The 17837-nt window shown below is 61.0% G+C and carries 14 protein-coding genes; 7 read left to right on the top strand and 7 right to left on the bottom strand.

Features of this window, described 5'->3' with window-relative positions; all coding sequences use genetic code 11:
- The first annotated feature begins 1 nt into the window (after nt 1).
- The 6 genes from KIO74_RS24950 to KIO74_RS24925 all read left to right on the top strand — a co-directional run bounded on the left by KIO74_RS24950 (nt 2) and on the right by KIO74_RS24925 (nt 6406).
- Nucleotides 2–1609, top strand: a complete 1608-nt coding sequence (locus KIO74_RS24950) for an ABC transporter substrate-binding protein (RefSeq protein WP_291978530.1) — start codon at nt 2–4, stop codon at nt 1607–1609.
- 15 nt (nt 1610–1624) lie between these two features.
- Complete coding sequence (locus KIO74_RS24945) at nt 1625–2368, top strand: aspartate/glutamate racemase family protein (RefSeq protein WP_213337687.1); 744 nt, start codon at nt 1625–1627, stop codon at nt 2366–2368.
- A 42-nt stretch (nt 2369–2410) separates the two neighbouring features.
- On the top strand, nt 2411–3898 hold the full coding sequence (locus KIO74_RS24940) for an ABC transporter substrate-binding protein (protein WP_213337685.1): 1488 nt from the start codon (nt 2411–2413) through the stop codon (nt 3896–3898).
- Nucleotides 3899–3925: 27 nt separating this feature from the next.
- Nucleotides 3926–4846 carry an ABC transporter permease gene (locus tag KIO74_RS24935; RefSeq protein ID WP_213337683.1) on the top strand — a complete coding sequence of 307 codons (921 nt, stop codon included), beginning with the start codon at nt 3926–3928 and terminating at the stop codon, nt 4844–4846.
- Nucleotides 4843–5715, top strand: coding sequence for an ABC transporter permease (locus tag KIO74_RS24930; protein WP_213337682.1), 873 nt, complete (start codon nt 4843–4845; stop codon nt 5713–5715). The genes KIO74_RS24935 and KIO74_RS24930 overlap by 4 nt, the downstream gene beginning before the upstream one ends.
- Before the next feature lie 244 nt (nt 5716–5959).
- Nucleotides 5960–6406, top strand: coding sequence for a CBS domain-containing protein (locus KIO74_RS24925; RefSeq protein WP_213337680.1), 447 nt, complete (start codon nt 5960–5962; stop codon nt 6404–6406).
- A 105-nt stretch (nt 6407–6511) separates the two neighbouring features.
- On the opposite strand, the gene recQ is transcribed toward KIO74_RS24925, so the two are convergent.
- Both recQ and KIO74_RS24915 read right to left on the bottom strand, forming a co-directional pair.
- A complete protein-coding gene (recQ, locus tag KIO74_RS24920; RefSeq protein WP_213337678.1) occupies nt 6512–8311 on the bottom strand; it encodes a DNA helicase RecQ in 1800 nt (599 codons plus the stop codon).
- Nucleotides 8312–8520: 209 nt separating this feature from the next.
- Nucleotides 8521–9801: a Zn-dependent hydrolase gene (locus tag KIO74_RS24915; protein WP_213337677.1), complete on the bottom strand. Its 1281-nt coding sequence runs from the start codon at nt 9799–9801 to the stop codon at nt 8521–8523.
- Between the two features lie 311 nt (nt 9802–10112).
- On the opposite strand from KIO74_RS24915, the gene KIO74_RS24910 reads away from it, so the two are divergent.
- On the top strand, nt 10113–11345 hold the full coding sequence (locus KIO74_RS24910) for a pyridoxal phosphate-dependent aminotransferase (protein ID WP_213337676.1): 1233 nt from the start codon (nt 10113–10115) through the stop codon (nt 11343–11345).
- Between the two features lie 79 nt (nt 11346–11424).
- Here the strand turns inward: KIO74_RS24910 and KIO74_RS24905 are convergent, their stop codons facing one another.
- The 5 genes from KIO74_RS24905 to KIO74_RS24885 form a co-directional block, all read right to left on the bottom strand.
- Nucleotides 11425–12348 (bottom strand): dihydrodipicolinate synthase family protein, encoded by a 924-nt coding sequence (locus KIO74_RS24905; protein ID WP_213337675.1) that lies wholly within the window; start codon nt 12346–12348, stop codon nt 11425–11427.
- 144 nt (nt 12349–12492) lie between these two features.
- Nucleotides 12493–13632 carry a M20 family metallopeptidase gene (locus KIO74_RS24900; RefSeq protein WP_349629235.1) on the bottom strand — a complete coding sequence of 380 codons (1140 nt, stop codon included), beginning with the start codon at nt 13630–13632 and terminating at the stop codon, nt 12493–12495.
- A gap of 178 nt (nt 13633–13810) precedes the next feature.
- Nucleotides 13811–14995: a M20 family metallopeptidase gene (locus KIO74_RS24895; protein ID WP_213337673.1), complete on the bottom strand. Its 1185-nt coding sequence runs from the start codon at nt 14993–14995 to the stop codon at nt 13811–13813.
- Nucleotides 14985–16670, bottom strand: coding sequence for an FAD-binding protein (locus tag KIO74_RS24890; RefSeq protein WP_213337672.1), 1686 nt, complete (start codon nt 16668–16670; stop codon nt 14985–14987). The genes KIO74_RS24895 and KIO74_RS24890 overlap by 11 nt, the downstream gene beginning before the upstream one ends.
- Before the next feature lie 9 nt (nt 16671–16679).
- A complete protein-coding gene (locus KIO74_RS24885; protein WP_213337671.1) occupies nt 16680–17837 on the bottom strand; it encodes a M24 family metallopeptidase in 1158 nt (385 codons plus the stop codon).

Here is a 17837-nt window from a genome sequence, read left to right as displayed (position 1 = left end):
GGTGGCAAGCGTCGACACGATAGGGCAGATCAATCGCAGGAGCCTGTTGCTGGGCTCGGTCCTGATAGCAGCGAGCGGTCCGGCCTGGGCAGCGACGCAGACGCCAAAGCAAGGCGGAAAGCTGACGATGCTCCTGAACTGGGAGCCGACTGCGCTCGTTTCGCTGACAACTTCGTCCGGGGCTGAGGGTACGGTGAGTCCGAAGGTCCATGAAGGGCTTCTCGCCTACGACTTCGACATCAACCCGCGGCCGCAGCTCGCCAAGGAGTGGTCGGTCAGCCCGGACGGCAAGGAATATATCTTCAAGCTACGTGAAGGGGTCCATTGGCACGACGGCAAGGAATTCACATCGGCGGATGTCAAGACATCCCTCGAGATCCTGAAACAACGGCATCCGCGCGGTCGAGCAACCTTTGCCAATGTCGACGAGATCGTCACCCCGGATGCCCACACCGTCGTATTGCGGCTCTCCAAGCCTGCGCCTTACTTGCTTTATGCTTTGTCAGCCGCCGAATCCCCGATAGTCGCTCATCACCTTTATGGGGGCGTGGATCCGCAGGCCAATCCTGCGAACGCCAAGCCGATCGGCACCGGCCCGTTCAAGTTCAAGGAATGGGCGCGCGGTAGTTTTATCCGCTACGAGCGCAACCCCGACTATTGGGATAAGCCCAAGCCCTATATCGACGAACTGGTCGTGCGCCTCATTCCAGACCCCTCGGCCCGCACCGTGGCCTTCGAGGTCGGTGAGATCGACCTGGGCGGCGAGAACCCGATCCCGTTTACCGACGTCGATCGCCTCAAGGCAATGCCGCAGTTCGTGGTCGAGACACAAGGCTATAGCTATAGTCCTGAGCAAATCGTGGTCGAATTTAATCTTGATCGCCCGCAGCTGCAGAATCCGCTCGTGCGTCAGGCTATCGCCCATGCCATCGACCGCCAGGTCGTTCTGGATGTGGTGTGGTCAGGCTATGGCGTCATCGCTCCCTCGCCGATCAGCCCGCATCTCACGCGCTTCTACGCACCGGGCGTCGAGACTTATCCTTTCGATCTCAAGAAAGCAGCCGTACTTCTCGACGAGGCCGGTCTGAAGCCGGGGGCGGGTGGCACGCGCCTATCCCTCACCTTCGACTATCCGACTTCGACGGCGCAATTTGCTGGGCTTGGCAACTATCTCAAGCAGTCCTTGCGCAAGATCGGCATCGATCTGACCCTGCGGGGACAAGAACTGTCGGCCTTTTCAAAGCGTATCTACACGGATCGCGATTTTGACCTGAGCGGCGTCTCGCTCGGTAACAGCTTCGACCCCACGGTTGGAGTACAACGCACCTATTGGTCGAAGAACTTCAAGGTCGGCGTGCCGTTCTCCAATGGCACCCACTACAACAATCCGGAGGTCGACGCCTTGCTGGAAGCGGCCGCCGTAGAGCCGGACGCGGCAAAACGCGTCCAGGAGTTCAAGACATTCCAGGAGATCGTGGCGCGCGATATCCCGGGAATCAACCTGATCACCAAGACGAGGGTGACTGTCGCCAACAAGAAGGTCCGAAACCATACTGTGACGGCCGATGGCCTGCGCGGCAATTTCGCCGACGTCTTTGTCGCTGAATGACGTGAGGCGGTCTCCATGACAGCGCCGTGGGCCTACCAGCCGCGTCCACGCCCCGTCCATGGCGTGACGGTCGGAATACTCATTCTCGACACCGGGTTTCAGCGGTTTCCCGGTGATATCGGCAATGCGGGCACGTTCTCCTTCCCCGTTCAGTATGCAGTGGTGCGGGGCGCGACGCCGAAACGCGTCCTGGGGTCGGATGTCGGCGAGCTGCTCGACGATTTCCTGCGAGCGGCGGACGATCTCATAGCCCTTGGAGTCGACGGCATCACCACGAGTTGCGGCTTTCTGGCGGCGTTGCATCCGCAATTTGTTGCCCATTGTCCCGTACCGGTGGCGACCTCGAGCCTGATGCAAATACCGCTGGTGCAGGCGACCTTGCCGCGTGGCAAGCGGGTGGGGGTTTTGACCGCTGACAAGTCCGCGCTGACGGCCGCGCATTTTGCGGGAGTGGGGGCCCCGCAGGACCTGCCCGTTGCCGGGCTGCCGCTTGATGGCATCTTCAAGAGCAACAGCCGCCGCAACGCGCCGGTCATCAACTATGCCGACAATGAGCGTGAAGTTCTGGCCATCGCGCAGGAGCTGCTCGATGCCAATCCGGACATCGGCGCAATCGTCAGCGAATGCACGAATTTCGCGCCTTATTCGGCTGAGATCGCCAACCGATTTGGGCTGCCCGTCTACGACATCATCACGCTCGTAGAATGGTTCCACGCTGGTCTCCGTCCTCGTCTTCACCACGCCGCGCCTCCTCGGTAGTGGCGTCGCGTCCGTTTTTCCTTCGCTGCTCAGGACATACTGATGAATCATCCGGTTCGATTTTCGCGGTTGCTCGTTGCCGCCACGGCCCTCAGCTTGACGTTGCTGACGAGCGTCTCCGCGCAGGATTTAACGGTGGCCGTGGGCGTGGAGCCGACCACGCTGGATCCACTCATCTCCGAGGATGGTGGCGAGCGCGCGGTCGGCCGCAATATCTTTGACACCGTTTTGGCACGGACAGCCGCTGGCGAAATCGTCCCGAACGTCGCCGAGGCTCTTCCAAAGCAGCTTGATCCCACCACCTGGGAAATCAGAATCCGGCCGGGCATCACCTTCCACAATGGCGAGCCACTCGATGCTGCCGCTGTCGCGTTCAGCGTCAACCATCTGGTCGATCCCGCCTTCAAATCGCGACAATTGCTTTATTTCGCAACGCTTGCGAGTGCGGAGGCGGTCGACGACAGGACTGTGCGCATCACCACCAAGGCGCCTGATCCGGCACTGCCCGCCAGGCTGGCTTTCCTTTCGGTCGTGCCGCCAAAGGCCGCCGTCGGCGCGGACTTCGCGTCCAACCCGGTCGGCAGTGGCCCGTTCCGCTTCGTTGGATGGGACCGGGGCAATCAGATTCGGCTGGAGCGCAATGACGGCTACTGGGGAGCCAAGCCCGATTTCGCCAAGGCGACTTTCCGCTTCGTGCAGGAGCCTGGCGTGCGGGTGGCCGGACTCCAGGCCGGTGAGTTCGATATCGTGACGCAACTGCCGCCCGAGTCGGCCAAGGATGTGCCGAAGACCGAGTCGGAGTTCGGTGAGCTCATGACGGTCTCGCTGAACGCCAAACTCGGCTTGACGCAGGATCGCCGTGTTCGTCAGGCGCTCAACTATGCCATCGACAAGAAGGCATTGGCGGAGGATCTCTTCCTCGGAGAGGCGAGGCCGATGACGAGCCAGCTGCTCGGCACCAACTGGTTCGGGTTCAACGATCAATTGGGTGAATGGCCCTACGATCCGGAAAAGGCGCGTAAGCTGCTTGAGGAAGCGGGAGCGATTGGCAAGCCGATCGATCTGGTCGGCACCGCGGGACGCTGGCTGAAGGGCCGTGAGATCGTCGATGCCATGGCGGCCTATTGGGAAGCTGTCGGCCTGAAGCCGCAGGTCAAGATCCTCGCCTGGACGGATTATTTGGCGACGCTGCGTAACCGGGCCGCGGATCCGTCCGCCCGCTTCGTCGGCCATTCGAACCTGTTGTTCGACGCGGACCGGACGACAACCTCGTACTACGAGCCCGGCGGCAGTTCAAACGCCTTCGACAGTGATGAACTCAAGAAACTGGTCAACGCGGCGCGTTACGAGACGGATCCCGCCAAGCGCCTCGATCTTTACCGCCAGATCACCAAGATCGGCAGTGACGAGGCTCTGTTCATCTTTCTCATCCAGACCGCCGATATCTATGGCTTGAGCAAGCGCGTCGACTACAAGCCGCGAGCAGACGGATTGTTGATCTTGCGCGATGCCAAGCTGGTGCGGAACTAGTGTGCCGACACAAGTGAGCCTGCCGCCATGGCCCTGACCTACGCCGTCCGGCGCCTTCTCCAGGGCCTCATCGTGATCTTTGGCGCGACGACGCTCGTGTTCGTGGTCAGCCGCTTGGTCGGGGATCCGGTTGGCGCCATGCTGCCCATCGACGTGAGCGCCGCCGATCGTGAGCGGCTGACCATCCAGCTTGGTCTCGACCGGCCCGTGCCCGAGCAATTTGTGAGCTATCTCTGGTCGCTGATGCGCGGGGACTTCGGCATCAGCCTGTGGCAGGATCGGCCCGTGGCCACCATTATCGCCGAACGTTTGCCGCACTCATTGCTGCTCTGTGGCGTCGCGGTATTGCTCGCCGCCGCGATCGGAATACCTGCGGGGCTTGTGGCCGCTGCTCGCCCAAATGGATGGCTGGACCATGGCCTGTCCGCCTTTGGGTTGCTTGGCCTTTCGGTGCCGCAGTTCTGGCTGGCGCTGATCCTGATCATGGTCTTCTCCGTGGGGTTAGGTTGGTTGCCGACGTCGGGTAGTGGTTCAGCCCCGCATCTCGTGTTGCCGGCCATCGCGCTGGCCCTGCCGGCTCTTGGGCGCATAGCGACAGTCACTCGCGCCAGCATGCTGGAGGAGCTCGAGAGCCCGCATATACGGACCGCCCTCTCCAAGGGTGTGCCGTTCGGTTCGATCGTGCTCCGCCACGGTCTCCGCAATATCGGTGTGGCGGTTGCGACTATTGTCGGGTGGGAGCTCACGCGGGCTCTCGCTGGATACAACATCGTCGTCGAGACGATCTTCGGCTGGCCAGGCATCGGACAAGTGGCTCTGCAGGCGATTGAGAGATCTGACCTTGTGCTAATCCAGGCCGTAGTCTTTGTCATAGCGCTGATCGTCGTGATCCTGAATTTGATCGTCGACCTGCTGCTCAAACTGATTGACCCGAGGATCGAGTATTGAGCGCCGAGGCCATCATTCCGACGGGCGCGGTTTCCACGTCCGTATCGCCGGAACGAAGAGTCTGGATTATCTTGGCGATTACGCTCGCGGCGCTCGTCGTGCTGGCTTTTGTCCTGCCGCATCTCGCGCCCCACCCGCCAGGCCAGATCTCGCTGCGCAATCGCTTGCTGCCACCCGTATGGTTCGACAAAGGACAATGGGCATATCCGCTCGGAACGGATCATCTGGGGCGCTGCGTTCTCTCACGCTTGCTCTATGGTGCTCAATTGACCTGGTTGATCGCTTTCGGTGCCGCGATTGTGTCGGCCTTATTTGGCACTTTCGTCGGTGTGGTCGCCGGCTATGCCGGTGGTAAAACTGAAGCAATCATCATGCGCTGGGTGGAGATGCATGTCGCATTTCCAGGGCTGTTGATGGTGTTGCTCATCCTTACGGTCCTCGGCGCGAATGTCGTCACATTGATCGGCGTGCTCGCCTTCAACGGATGGATGGTTTTCGCGGTTGTCACGCGCAACGCCGTTCTGGTCATCCGCAAGCTACCCTACGTCGAGGTGGCACAAGCCTTCGGCGCACCACCGTGGCGCGTTATCGCGAGCCATATCATACCCAACCTCGTTCCCAGCCTGATCACCCTCGGCGTGCTGGAATACGCGCGGCTCACGCTGGCGGAAGCAGCTATTTCCTTCCTTGGCCTCGGCGTGCAGCCGCCGGATATTTCTTGGGGCTTCGACGTCGCGAATGGCCGAAACTATCTGCTCAACGCGTGGTGGCTGGTAACCTTCCCGGGACTGGCCATCGCTTTCACCGTTCTCGGATTGAACCTTCTCGCCCGATGGCTACGACGAGAACTCGATCCAAAGGCGAGATAAGTTCTTGTTCGAGGCGCGGGGCACCGTAAATCCCCTTTGCGAGCCTCAGGATCATCAATATCCCGGAATATGCAAGGCCCATCCAGCTAGAGTCAGCTTGCTGGCAGGTGAGGGGCTCATTCCCGTTCACTGGTGATCACATTGAGCGGATGGGCTGCTGCTGGCAATGCGGATTGGTCGGAACTCCAAAGCGCCGGTGTCGTTAGGGATGTGGGGCTGTCCAAAATCCACTGGAGTGACGACCATGAGAGTGAGCGAAGTGATGACACGCGACGTTCGTGTCGCCAGTTCCGATGACACCATTCAGCAAGCCGCCCGTATCATGGCGGAGATTGACGCGGGCATCGTGCCTGTTGGTGACAACGATCGGCTTGTAGGAATGCTGTCGGATCGTGACATTGCTGTTCGGGCCGTAGCGCAGGGCAAAGACCCTTCCACCCCGATCGGTGAGGTTATGACCCGCGATATCAAATATTGCTTCGAGGACGAAGATGCCGAGGAGGTTTGCCAAAATCTCGGCGATCAACAGATCCGCCGCATTCCGGTGGTAGACCGGGCGAAGCGGCTCGTCGGTATTCTTTCGCTCGGCGACATCGCAACCAGCAACGGCGTATCGGGTGTGGGAGAAACCCTCGCGGCCATCTCACGTCCGGGCGGAGACCACTCGCAAACGAACAACCTTCAATGGTAACCGCCAAAACATAGTTGTCCGGGGCGTGGAATTGCCATTCGTGCGTCCCGGCCATGGCGAGTTGCATTCGGTTGCTTAACGTCTAGCCTTCCAACCGCCAATGCGTCATTCGTGCTCTTCAATCACCGCAAGGAATGCGGAACCGTAGCGTTCGAGCTTGGCTTCACCGACGCCGGGAACATCAGCCATTGCTGCAAGCGAGGCCGGACGCGCCGCTGCCAGTTCGATCAATGTCTTGTCGTGGAAAATCACATAGGGCGGCACGTTCTGCGCGCGCGCCAGTTCCATGCGCTTCCGCCGCAGCGCCTGGAACAAATCATTATCCGCCTCGTTGACGCCCGGCCTTGCAGGGCCGCGCGCGACCTTGTCACGTTTGGCTCGCGAGGCTCCCGGTACGCGCAGCATCAGTGTCGGCTTGTCGCGCAGGAAGTCGCGGCCCGCCACCGCGATCGACAGGCCGCCATGGCCAGCGAGGTCGACATCGACGAGGCGCAACGCGATCAGCTGGCGCAGGATCGCTCGCCATGTACGGTTGTCGTGCTCAGCGCCGATGCCGAAGGTGGAGATGCGATCGTGCCTGAACTGCGTTATGCGATCATTCTCGACGCCGAGCAGCACGTCAATTATATAGGCCTGACCGAAGCGCTCGCCTGTGCGATAGATGCATGACAGCGCCTTCTGCGCGGCTATCGTTCCGTCGAAGAGTTTTGGCGGCTCCGCGCAGGTATCGCAATTGCCGCATGGCTCGCCATGGTCGCCGAAGTAAGACAGCAGGACCTGCCGTCGGCAATGAGCCGTTTCGGCCAATCCCAGCAGCGCATCGAGCTTCTGTCGCTCCATGCGCTTGCGCTGATCGGGCGCCTCTGATTCCTCGATGAAGCGGCTGCGCAGCGCGATATCCTCATAGCCGTAAAGCATGAGGGTTTCCGACGGTAGGCCATCACGGCCAGCGCGTCCCGTCTCCTGATAAAAGGCCTCGATGCTGCCAGGCAGGTCGGCATGGGCGACGAAGCGTACGTCCGGCTTGTCGATGCCCATTCCAAAAGCGATCGTGGCAACCATGACGACCGCCTCGCCATGCTGGAAGCGCATCTGGTTGGCCTCCCGCACGGCTTTGTCCAATCCGGCGTGATAGGTGAGCGCGTCATAGCCGAGGCTCTGAAGCCAGGCGGCGGTTTCCTCCGTCTTCCGTTTGGACAGGCAATAGATGATGCCGCTCTCGCCCTCGTGACGTTTGAGGAAGCTTTTCAGTTGCGCGCGGGGGTTATCCTTTTCCTCGATGGCGTAGCGGATATTGGGGCGATCGAAACCGGCGATGAAGGCGTCCGTTTCCGCGATCTCGAGATGGGATAGGATCTCCGCGCGCGTCGGCTCGTCGGCCGTCGCCGTCAGGGCCATGCGCGGCGTGTCGGGGAACTGACGGACAAGCAGGTCGAGCTGGCGATAGGAGGGGCGGAAGTCGTGTCCCCATTGCGACAGGCAGTGGGCCTCGTCGATGGCGATCAACGACAGCCGCGCCTGGCCGAGCCGCTCCAATACCTCCTGACGCAGAAGCGTTTCCGGCGCGACGTAGAGCAGGTCGAGACTACCGCTGTGAATGTCGCGCCACAGCGCCCGCCGCTCTTCGGCCGGTACGTCCGAGTTGAGAGCCGCCGCCCTCACGCCTGCCTGCCGCAAGGCGGCCACCTGATCCGCCATCAGCGCCAGCAGCGGCGAAACCACGAGGCCCATGCCCGGCCTTACGATGGCGGGGACCTGATAGCAGAGGGACTTGCCACCGCCCGTGGGCATCAGCACGAAGGCATTGTTGCCGCCTATCACATGCTCGACGATGCGCGCCTGCGGCCCCCTGAAGGCATCATAGCCATAAACGGTCTTGAGGATTTCGAGGGCAGATATGTTCATCAGCGTCAACATGAAGAATCAGGGAATATCCTTCATAGCAGCTTCGCCGCGACAGCGATCATTGACGCGTGTTCTCGTCTGGTTCCTTGCAATAGCGTAGCAGCCGCCAAAATGGGTTGCGGCCACACCCTTCAGTCAGTGGACAGCGAAATGGCATCTTCGCAGGTTGGATTGGTTTCCTTGGACTGGGCTGCTTTGCAGTAGAACCGCTATAGCAGCCGTTCCACACCAGTCGCCAGGAGCCGTGTGGCAATCGCGAAATCATCCATTTCCATGGCTTCGTCAGGATTGTGGCTGCCGTTCTGGTTGCGCACAAACAGCATGATCGTCGGGATGCCGGCATTCGCAAAGACGGCCGCATCATGTCCTGCACCACTTGCCATTTCAAAGTGAGGCAGCCCAAGATCCTGCATCGCTCCGCCGAAGGCCTTGAGCACGCCCGCATCCATGATCGCTGCGGCGCTGCCCGTCAGCGGCCCAAGGTCGATGGTCACGCCATGTTTCTCACACACGGCATCGGCGTGCACGTGAAGCCGGCGCCGCATCTCATCCAGAGTATCGCTAACATGGCTGCGTACATCGATTGCCAGTGAAACCTCCCCGGCAATCTTGCTGAACGCATGCTGGGTTGGATCCGTCGAGAAAATGCCCACGGTGAGGGTCATGTCATGACCCTCATTCTCCATCGTGATCCATTCTTCCTGCAAGCGTGTGACGAAGTCCGCGGCGGCGATTACGGCGTCATGCCGATAGCTGCGTGGCACCGCTCCCGAATGCGCATATTCACCGATGATCCGCGCCTGCCGATAGCGAAAGCTGCCGCGGATTCCTGTGACGAGCGTGACAGGCTGATCCGCGCCGATCAGCACCGGTCCCTGCTCGATGTGAAGCTCAAGATAGGCGGCCACGGCTTCCGGTTTCAGATACGGGATACCCGCTGCCACTGATGCCGGATCAAGCCCAAGTTCGATCATATGTTCGCGTAGCGACCTGCCGGTGTCTGATCTCTTTATCTCCAGGGCCTCTGCCGGAAGCAGGCCGAGCGCGCCCTTTGACCCGACATAGGAGTAAGGAAACCAGTTGCTTTCCTCAGCGCGGATGGCCATGACGATAACATCGCGGCGCGGCCTGAAGCCGGCCGCATGCCAGCCGGACAAAATCGCGAGCCCGGCGAACACCCCGGCGGCGCCGTCAAAATTGCCGCCGATGGGCACGGAATCAAGATGCGAGCCGATGATGACCGCCTTGCCGTCAGGCTCTGCGCCGCGCATCGTGACATAGAGGTTTCCCGTTGCGTCGACCGCGACATCAAGGCCCATGCGTCGAGCCTCAGCTGCAACGAGATCATGAGCCAGCTGCTCGCCATCGCCATAGGCTGCTCGCGTTACCCCCGGTCCGTCTCGGGTGTTGTCGCGCAACGTATCAAACAGTCGTGTTGCCAGGTTCATGTCCGGTTCGGCGACTGGACCGTTGGAAAGCAGAGCGGGCATCGTCAGTGTGCCTATGTTGTCAGGATGCGCGCCTGTACAGCGCACTGCGGTTACTTTTTGATTCAAATGATACAATCGTGCAAGCCGATCCGCGCGTCAAGCCCACGATGATGCCGCAATTCCCGGCAATTTGGCGGCGGGGCAGATCATCATGCCGTTTCATTGAGCATGTCAGAAGTTGCTTGACCTGTGACGGTTTGCAATACGGCGAAAGCGGCGAGCATGGTCGACATGCGCGCGTCTTATGATCCGATTTGAGTTGAATTAAAAGTGTAAATTTATACAATCCTGATATCAACTAGGAGCTCCGAATGAACGCGACCGCACTGTCGCCGCGCATGTCTCGTGTGCGCCCATCCCCCACCGCCGAGATTTCGGACAAGGTCCGCGCCTTGACCGAAGCCGGGCGGACAATCACCAATCTTGGTGAAGGTGAGCTGGATTTCGATACGCCGGATCATGTGAAGAAGGCTGCGATCTCCGCAATCGAGAAAGGCGACACAAAATATACGGCTGTGGCCGGCACGGCCGCGCTCAAAGAGGCGATTATTGCGAAGTTCACCGCGGAAAACGACCTAGCCTACCAGCCCTCGGAGGTGATCGCCGGGGCCGGCGCCAAACAGTTGATTTTCAACGCATTTCTGGCGACCGTCGCGGCGGGTGACGAAGTCATTATTCCCGCGCCCTATTGGGTATCTTATCCCGACATGGTCGCGTTGGCCGAGGGCAAGGCCCGTATCCTGCCTTGCAGGGCCGAAGACGGGTGGAAGCTGCGACCGGCCGACCTGGCGGCGGCCATAACACCGCAGACGCGTTGGCTGATCCTTAATTCGCCCGGCAATCCGACTGGCGTCGTCTATAGCCCGGAGGACATGCGGGGCCTGACGGATGTGCTCATGTCCCATCCGCATGTGCTCGTCATGGCGGATGATATCTATGAGCATTTGCGTTTCGGCGTGCCCTTCGCGACACCGGCTGCAATCGAGCCTCGCCTCAAGGCGCGGACGTTGACCGTCAACGGCGTATCCAAGAGCTACTCGATGACCGGGTGGCGTATAGGCTACGCGGGTGGTCCAGCGTGGTTGATTGCCGCGATGCAAACCCTGCAGTCCCAGTCGACGTCGAATGCTTGTTCGATCTCCCAGGCAGCAGCCGTCGCCGCACTGAAAGGCGGCCGGACATTCATGGATCAGTGGCAGGAGCGCTTGGTCGAGCGGCGCGCGATCGTCATGGAGATGATCCGGAATACTAATGTTCTAACCTGCACCTCGCCCGAAGGGGCCTTCTATGCTTTCACAAACTGTGCTGCTGCTCTTGGTCTTGCCACGCCCGCCGGCAAGATGATTGCTAACGATCTCGATTTCGCTACCTACTTGTTGGAAGAGGCCGGAGTCGCGGTGGTGCACGGCGCTGCCTTCGGTGCATCGCCTTATATTCGCATTGCTTACGCACTCGACAACGCGGTCCTGAAGGACGCCTGTCATCGTGTCGAGGACGCTTGCCGCCGTTTGACCAGGCCGGCGGCGCGAAAAGCCGTGGCATAGTGCGAAGTCCAACTGGGCTTCTCGAAAAAGCCCGCCTTGTCTGCCACGGCGGGCCTTTTTTAGATTTGTCGGATCCTGATCAGCGCGCGAGCGTTATTCCCGCGCGCGGATCGGCGGCTAGGGCCGCCAGCATCTCTGCCACGGAATCAAGATCGTCGCCGACGAGATCGCGCAAGGGCAGGCGCACCGAGCCGCCGTCGAAGCCCCGCAGGTTCATCGCCGCCTTCACGGCCTGGGGTTGGCCGAGCGATCGCGCCACCGCGCGGAAAGGATACCACAGCCTGTTGAGATCGCGCGCGAGATGACCATCGCCACTTTCGACAGCGCGGAAGATCTTGAGGATCAACTCAGGCAGAGCGCCGCTATTGGTAGAGCTGATACCGTCGAAGCCAGCCATCATCGGGCCAAGGAAGCCGAGATCGGACGCGCAAAAGAGCTTGATGCGACCCGCGAGGCGATTGGCGATCTGGTCGATGACGGTGGGCGTGAGATCACCCTGCTTGATTCCCACGATTCCCTCGATATCGGCGAGCCGCTCAATTGTTGACGGCGACAGCGTGATACCGATTCCAGGCGCATTATAAATGAGCACGCCAGTCTTCGACAAAGGCGCCATATCGCGGAAGAAGTCGATGATCTGATCGTCCGTGACTTCCGAGACGAAGGGCGGCGTAACCATGGGGAGGCCGCCGAGATCTCCGGCAAGTTCCGTAAGCGCCTTGACATCCCGGGCGTCGGATCCCGCACTGCACAGCATAACGGGAACCTTGTCGCTGACCACCTCCATGACGTGGCGAAACATCTGCGCGCGTTCGTCAGCAGTCATGGCCGGAAACTCGCCATATGTGCCGCCGATCAGGATGCCGTCGAAGCCGAGGCCGATAACCCTTTCAATGTTACGGGACAGGCCTGCCCAGTCGAAGCCTCCGTCCTGGTGGAAGGGGGTGACCGTGATGTTGAATATGCCGCGCAAGCGCGCTCGGCATTCGACGATGTCTTTCATTGTTCCTGGTCCTTGCGGGAATGGGTACATTTAAGTGGTGCGTTCATTACATCGACGGCCAGAATTGCTTGCTGCGGGTTGGGTGAAGCGTCACGCCAGGACCTGCCGTTGCTGAGGTTTTGATGTCATGCGGCGACGCGCGTGTCATCGCGCTTCGTCCCGCAACATGGCCAACGCGATGTCGCGATAGATCAGGCTGGACGTCAGGAATTCCGCTTCCGGCACAAACTCATCCGGCTTATGTGCCGCCGCTATGTTACCGGGCCCCACCACGACGCCCCGCGCGCCAATGCCATTGAAATGCACCAGGTCGCAGGCGCCCTGCAGGCCGAAAGGCCCGGGATCGGCTATTCCGTGGGCGCGGCAGGCTGCGAGGCTCGCGCGTACGATCGGGCTGTCGACGGGCGTTTCCGTAGCGCCTCCCGTCGTCGCGCGATAGTCGATGATGTCCGCGCGCAAGCCGTGGCGCCGATTGGCCTCCGCCAGCAATCCGGCTATCTCGGCCTTGACTGCGTCCTCGTCCTCCCTAGGAATCATGCGGCGGTCGAGCAGCAGTTCACAGGCGTCGGGAATGACATTGTCCGCATGGCCCCCGCTGATACGCGTGACCGTCAGACTTGCCTCGCCAACGAGCGGATGCGTGCGGCGGCTCACCACGGTCTCGTGAAACGCGCCGATCATTGCAAGCAATTGGCCCGCCCGATAGATCGCGTTCTCGCCGAGATGCGGAGACCCGGAATGCGCAGTCACGCCCCTCACTCGTACAACAGGACGGAGGCTGCCTTTATGGGCCGCGAAAGTCGTATTGGAAGTGGGCTCACCTATGACGGCGAAATCGATATGTGGGGCGGTGGAGGCGAAATGCCTGGCGCCTGCGCTTCCCATTTCTTCATCAGCCACAAATACGCCGAGTAATGTTCCGGACCAGGCGGAGCGATCTGCCGCAAGCATGCGCATCGCCTCCAACATCGCGGCCAATGGGCCTTTGCAGTCGCAGGCACCGCGGCCATAGAGCCGACCATCGGTCTCCCGCATCACGTGCGCGTCCGATGTCCAGCCCTCGCCGACAGGTACCGTGTCCATATGTGTGTTGAAGGCGAAGACGGGCCCGGGTCCGTTGTCCATCGTCGCAATCACGTTGACGCGTTGCGGCATGAAAGCGTCGCAGAGGACGCCGAAGCCAGCAGCGGCCAGTTGCTCACCCACGAAGTCCGCGGCCTCGGCCTCATGGCCGGGTGGGTTCTGCGTGTTGATACCAATCAGGCGGGCTAGATCACGCTTCATACGCCTGTGATCTGGTTGGACGGGCATAGCATCCTCAATGGTGATGTATGTTGCATATTATTATTTAAAACATACAATATCAATGTCGCGATATTGCACCTAGGCACCTGATAAAGCGGGATGATTGAGGCAACTGCGACGTCCTCGCCCCTCGGCGAGACAAAAAAATAGTACATTTTTACACTTGAGAACGATCCTGTTCGTTCCTACCCGCCAATTCATCGAGGAAGCAAGCCAGCAGCCGACATTTCGCCGGCAAAGAATCGAGCTCGATGAACTCTTCCGGGCTATGGGCTCTCCCGCCGTGCGGGCCGAGGCCGTCGATGGTCGGTGTGCCGATCGCGCTGGTGAGATTGCCATCGGAGGCACCGCCTGCCGGTTCGGCCCCGATGGGATAACCAATCGCGTCCGCGATCGCTCGCAGCTGCCTGACGTACTCCAGCGCGCCGGCGGAGGGCTCCATTGGCGGTCTGTGAAAGCCTCCGGATAAACGGCTCGAAGTCCCGGGAACGGACATGCTGGCGGATATGGCGTCCATGGCTCGCAGGATGCGGTTCTGTTCGTCCTCCGACGGCACGCGGCAATCGATCTCAAGACTGGCCTGGCCCGGAACGACATAAGGCTTGGTGCCTCCGGTGACGACGCCGGGGGTAACCGTTGTCCCGAGATCCGGCGCGTTAAGCGCCTGGATGGCAAGCGTTTTATGCGCCATCTCGACGATGGCATTGATGCCTTTTTCAGGTTCGGCGCCTGCATGCGCCTCCCGTCCGTCAACGGTCAACCGAAATATGCCGACACCCTTGCGCGCGATGGTCAATGCCGGGCCGGGTCGGCCGGGTTCGAGGATGAGCGCCAGGTCATGCCGTGCCGCCTCGTCCATGATGACGCGGCGTGAGTCCGGTGAGCCGATTTCCTCGTCGCTATTGAAGATGAATGTCACCGGGAGCGGAACTTCGCCGCGAACGGAAGCAAGTGCCTCGAGCGCGAAGAGACCGATCGTCAATCCACCCTTCATGTCATAGATGCCGCAACCATAGGCACGATCATCGTCAACGCTATAGGGACGTTCCGCCACCGTGCCGGCGGCATAGACTGTATCGAAATGGCCGACAAGCAGAACACGCGGCGCATTACTTTCACGCTTCGGACCGATCCGGCAGACAAGATTGTCCGCGAAACGCGTCTGGGGATCGCGGGTGACATGCATGCCGAGGCTTTGAGCCTTGGCCTCAAGCACCGCGCCGACAGCGTCTGACAGCCGCTTGTCTTCGGTTGGCGAATCCATGTCGACGATGTGCCGCAGAAATGCCTGCATCGCCTCTTCGCGCGCGGTCACTGCCGCGATGATTGCGTCACGCCGCATGTCTTATCCTCGGGCTGAATGTCACCTTGGGTTCCGCATTTGCCTCGGCCGTAATGAAAACGCTGCCGCGCCATCGCTCGTCATCCCGGTCGGGATAATCGTCCCGGAAATGGGCGCCGCGGCTTTCCCGCCGGAACAAGGCACTCGCCAATGAGAGCTCCGCCGTGTCACAGAGAAAGCCGAGTTCCCGCCAGGCGCGCGCCGCCCCGTCCGCGGCGCCGCGCTCGTTCAGCTCCGCGCGGAGCGCGCGAGCCTGTGTGAGGCCGGCCTCCATGGCTGATGCTTCGCGAATGATCCCCAAGCTCTCCCACATGGCTTGCCGAAGCATCGCCAAATGCGACTTCAGTTCCTCGGATGCCATGCCGGAAGGCTGGCCCATGCGCGTGGACCAGCGGTTCGCGGCGGCGTCCAGGCTTGACCTGTCATCGCCCAGATTGCCATGGTGCCGCGTCGTTCCAGCCGCCGCAAGGCCCGCCCGCGCGCCGAAAACCTGCGTATCGGGCAAGGCATTCGAATTCAGCCGATTGGCCCCGTGGATACCCCCGGCTGCCTCTCCGGCCGCGTAGAGCCCGGCGACTGTAGCCGCTCCATCTTCGCCAATGGCGACACCGCCCATCCAGAAGTGCGCCTCCGGCGTGACGATGAAGGGATAAGTAGCGTAGTCGAGATTCTGCGCGGCAACGTATTTCGCGACCTTCGGGTTTGATCGCGCGAAGTCTTCCGGCGATACCTGCGAGAGGTCGAGGCGCACGCCCCCGCCGACACCGAGCCCTTGGCGCATCTGGCTATAGATGCCCCTTGCGCCGATGTCGCGTGTGGAGATTTCAGCGCCGTCCGGGTTGAATACTTCCATGAAACGCTCGTTACGCGCGTTGTATAGCCTGGCGCCGTGCACGAATGTCGAAGGTTGAATGGAGACTCGGGCCTTGTCGAAGGGGTCTATACAACGCCACGGATAGAACTGGATGAATTCCATGTCGCGAAGCTGCGCGCCCGTGGCCGCGGCTAGCGAGAAGCCGTCACCCGTGACGTCGTTCGGGTTACTGGTGATTGAGAAAAGCCGGCCCGCGCCGCCCGTCGCGATGATGACGGAAGAGGCGTTAATCTTCAGCAGTTGCCCGCGCTTCAAATCGAGGAGGATCGCTCCGACCACGCCATCTCGTCCTACGACGATGTCGATCGCCATGGTGAAATCCAGCGCGTTGACGCCCAGCGCCTCCGCCTGTGACGCGAGCGGAATCGTGAGGTCGGTACCGAGGTTGTTGGGCGTTACCAGCACGCGCGCGCGGGAGTGATCGCCACTCGCCGAGAGCCTGTATCCGGCATCCGCGCGCTGAAAAGATCCGCCGATACTCTCCAGGGCGTGAACCTCCCCCGCCCCCTCTCGGCAGAGCGCGTCGACGAGAGCCGGGTCGCCGATATCCGCGCCGCCACGCAGGGTGTCTGCTGACCAGCAAAGCGGGCTGTCGCCGGGATCCTGCGTGGGCATCGCCGCCGCATAGCCGGCCGTAGTCATGGCCGAGCAGCCGCTGCGCCCGATCTTGCCCTTCACCGATACGATGACTCGCGCGCCGTTCTCGCGAGCCGCGATGGCGGCGCGCAAGCCTGCGAGCCCTCCACCCAGGATGAGGACATCAGTTTGGACGGTCTCGCTCTCGATCGGAAGTCCTGCCACGTCGCACCTTCACCTTATGGCGAGTTCGCGCGGCGTCTTGCCGAGAACCTCGACGCCCGTTTCAGTGACAACGATCGTTTCCGAGAAGCCGAGCCCGGCCTCGCCGTAAAGTCGCAAGGCAACGGGCAGATGAAAGCACATGCCTGGCTGAAGAACCATCGGATCATCCTTCTTGATGCTGCCGATCGCGCCCTCGACCCAACTCGAGAAACCAAGGCCGACGGAATAGCCGGTGCGTTTGCGATAATTCTCCCACATGCCCTCGCGTTCGATGACGCGCCGCGCCGCATAGTCGACCTCGCCTGAGGTCACACCCGGGCGGATGGCGTCGATCGCCGCGTTCAAAGCCTCGATACAGATGCTCGCAAGGCGCTCGACCTGGGCGTTGGGGCGGCCCACAAGCCCACCCCGCATCATGGGTGCGTAGTAGCGCTTGTAGACGGCTGAAATCTCAATGAGAACAGCGTCTTCCGCCGCGAGCGTCTGCCGCATGTAGCAGCTATGCGGTAGACCCGAGCGATCTCCCGTGGTCACAATCGGATCACGGCAGGTCCATTCCGATCCCGCGCGCGTCATCGCGTCAAAGCAGCCGGCGGCGATATCCTGATCAAGCTTGCCGGTGGCGATTTCCGCGATCGCCGCGGCCATACCAACGTCCGTGAGGCGCGCCGCCTCACGCATGTATTCGATTTCAAGGGGAGACTTGATGGCCCGGGTGGCTTCCACGATGCCCGAGCCGTCGACTAGCTGTTCAAGGCCTGCCTTGAGCTTGAGAAATGTCGAGACCTGGAAGAAGTGGCTCGTCATTTCAACCCCGACTGCGCCGCGCGCCAGACCGCGCTCCTTTAGCGCTGCAATCGTGATCGCCACGGGATCGTCAGTATCGTCCCAGGTTACGACGTCCTGAATGAAGGAATAGCGATACGCCAGCAGGCTCTCAAGGTAACGAAGGATCAGGAACGGTTTACCCTCCAAGGGGATCGCTAGGAGTTGATAATTGTGATATCCGAAGGTCTGGTAACCGGATGCGTAGAAAATGTTCTCCGGACCTGAGCATAGCATGACGTCGACATTCTTCGCCGACATCTGCTTGCGGATCGCTGCTAGCCGTTTCTCGAATTCCTCAGGGGGGAAGAAGAGTTCCTGCTGGATGTTGTGCTCGATCAT

This window comes from Chelatococcus sp. HY11, assembly GCF_018398335.1.
Classification (GTDB): domain Bacteria; phylum Pseudomonadota; class Alphaproteobacteria; order Rhizobiales; family Beijerinckiaceae; genus Chelatococcus.
This window is presented reverse-complemented; position numbering and strand designations above follow the sequence as displayed.

Excerpts from the sequence above, each read along its gene's own strand:
- KIO74_RS24940 (WP_213337685.1), top strand. The coding sequence starts at position 2,411 with ATGAATCATCCGGTTCGATTTTCGCGGTTGCTCGTTGCCGCCACGGCC.
- KIO74_RS24885 (WP_213337671.1), bottom strand. The coding sequence starts at position 17,837 with ATGATCGAGCACAACATCCAGCAGGAACTCTTCTTCCCCCCTGAGGAA.
- KIO74_RS24915 (WP_213337677.1), bottom strand. The coding sequence starts at position 9,801 with ATGCCCGCTCTGCTTTCCAACGGTCCAGTCGCCGAACCGGACATGAAC.
- KIO74_RS24925 (WP_213337680.1), top strand. The coding sequence starts at position 5,960 with ATGAGAGTGAGCGAAGTGATGACACGCGACGTTCGTGTCGCCAGTTCC.
- KIO74_RS24900 (WP_349629235.1), bottom strand. The coding sequence starts at position 13,632 with ATGAAGCGTGATCTAGCCCGCCTGATTGGTATCAACACGCAGAACCCA.
- KIO74_RS24910 (WP_213337676.1), top strand. The coding sequence starts at position 10,113 with ATGAACGCGACCGCACTGTCGCCGCGCATGTCTCGTGTGCGCCCATCC.
- recQ (WP_213337678.1), bottom strand. The coding sequence starts at position 8,311 with ATGAACATATCTGCCCTCGAAATCCTCAAGACCGTTTATGGCTATGAT.
- KIO74_RS24895 (WP_213337673.1), bottom strand. The coding sequence starts at position 14,995 with ATGCGGCGTGACGCAATCATCGCGGCAGTGACCGCGCGCGAAGAGGCG.
- KIO74_RS24935 (WP_213337683.1), top strand. The coding sequence starts at position 3,926 with ATGGCCCTGACCTACGCCGTCCGGCGCCTTCTCCAGGGCCTCATCGTG.
- KIO74_RS24905 (WP_213337675.1), bottom strand. The coding sequence starts at position 12,348 with ATGAAAGACATCGTCGAATGCCGAGCGCGCTTGCGCGGCATATTCAAC.
- KIO74_RS24945 (WP_213337687.1), top strand. The coding sequence starts at position 1,625 with ATGACAGCGCCGTGGGCCTACCAGCCGCGTCCACGCCCCGTCCATGGC.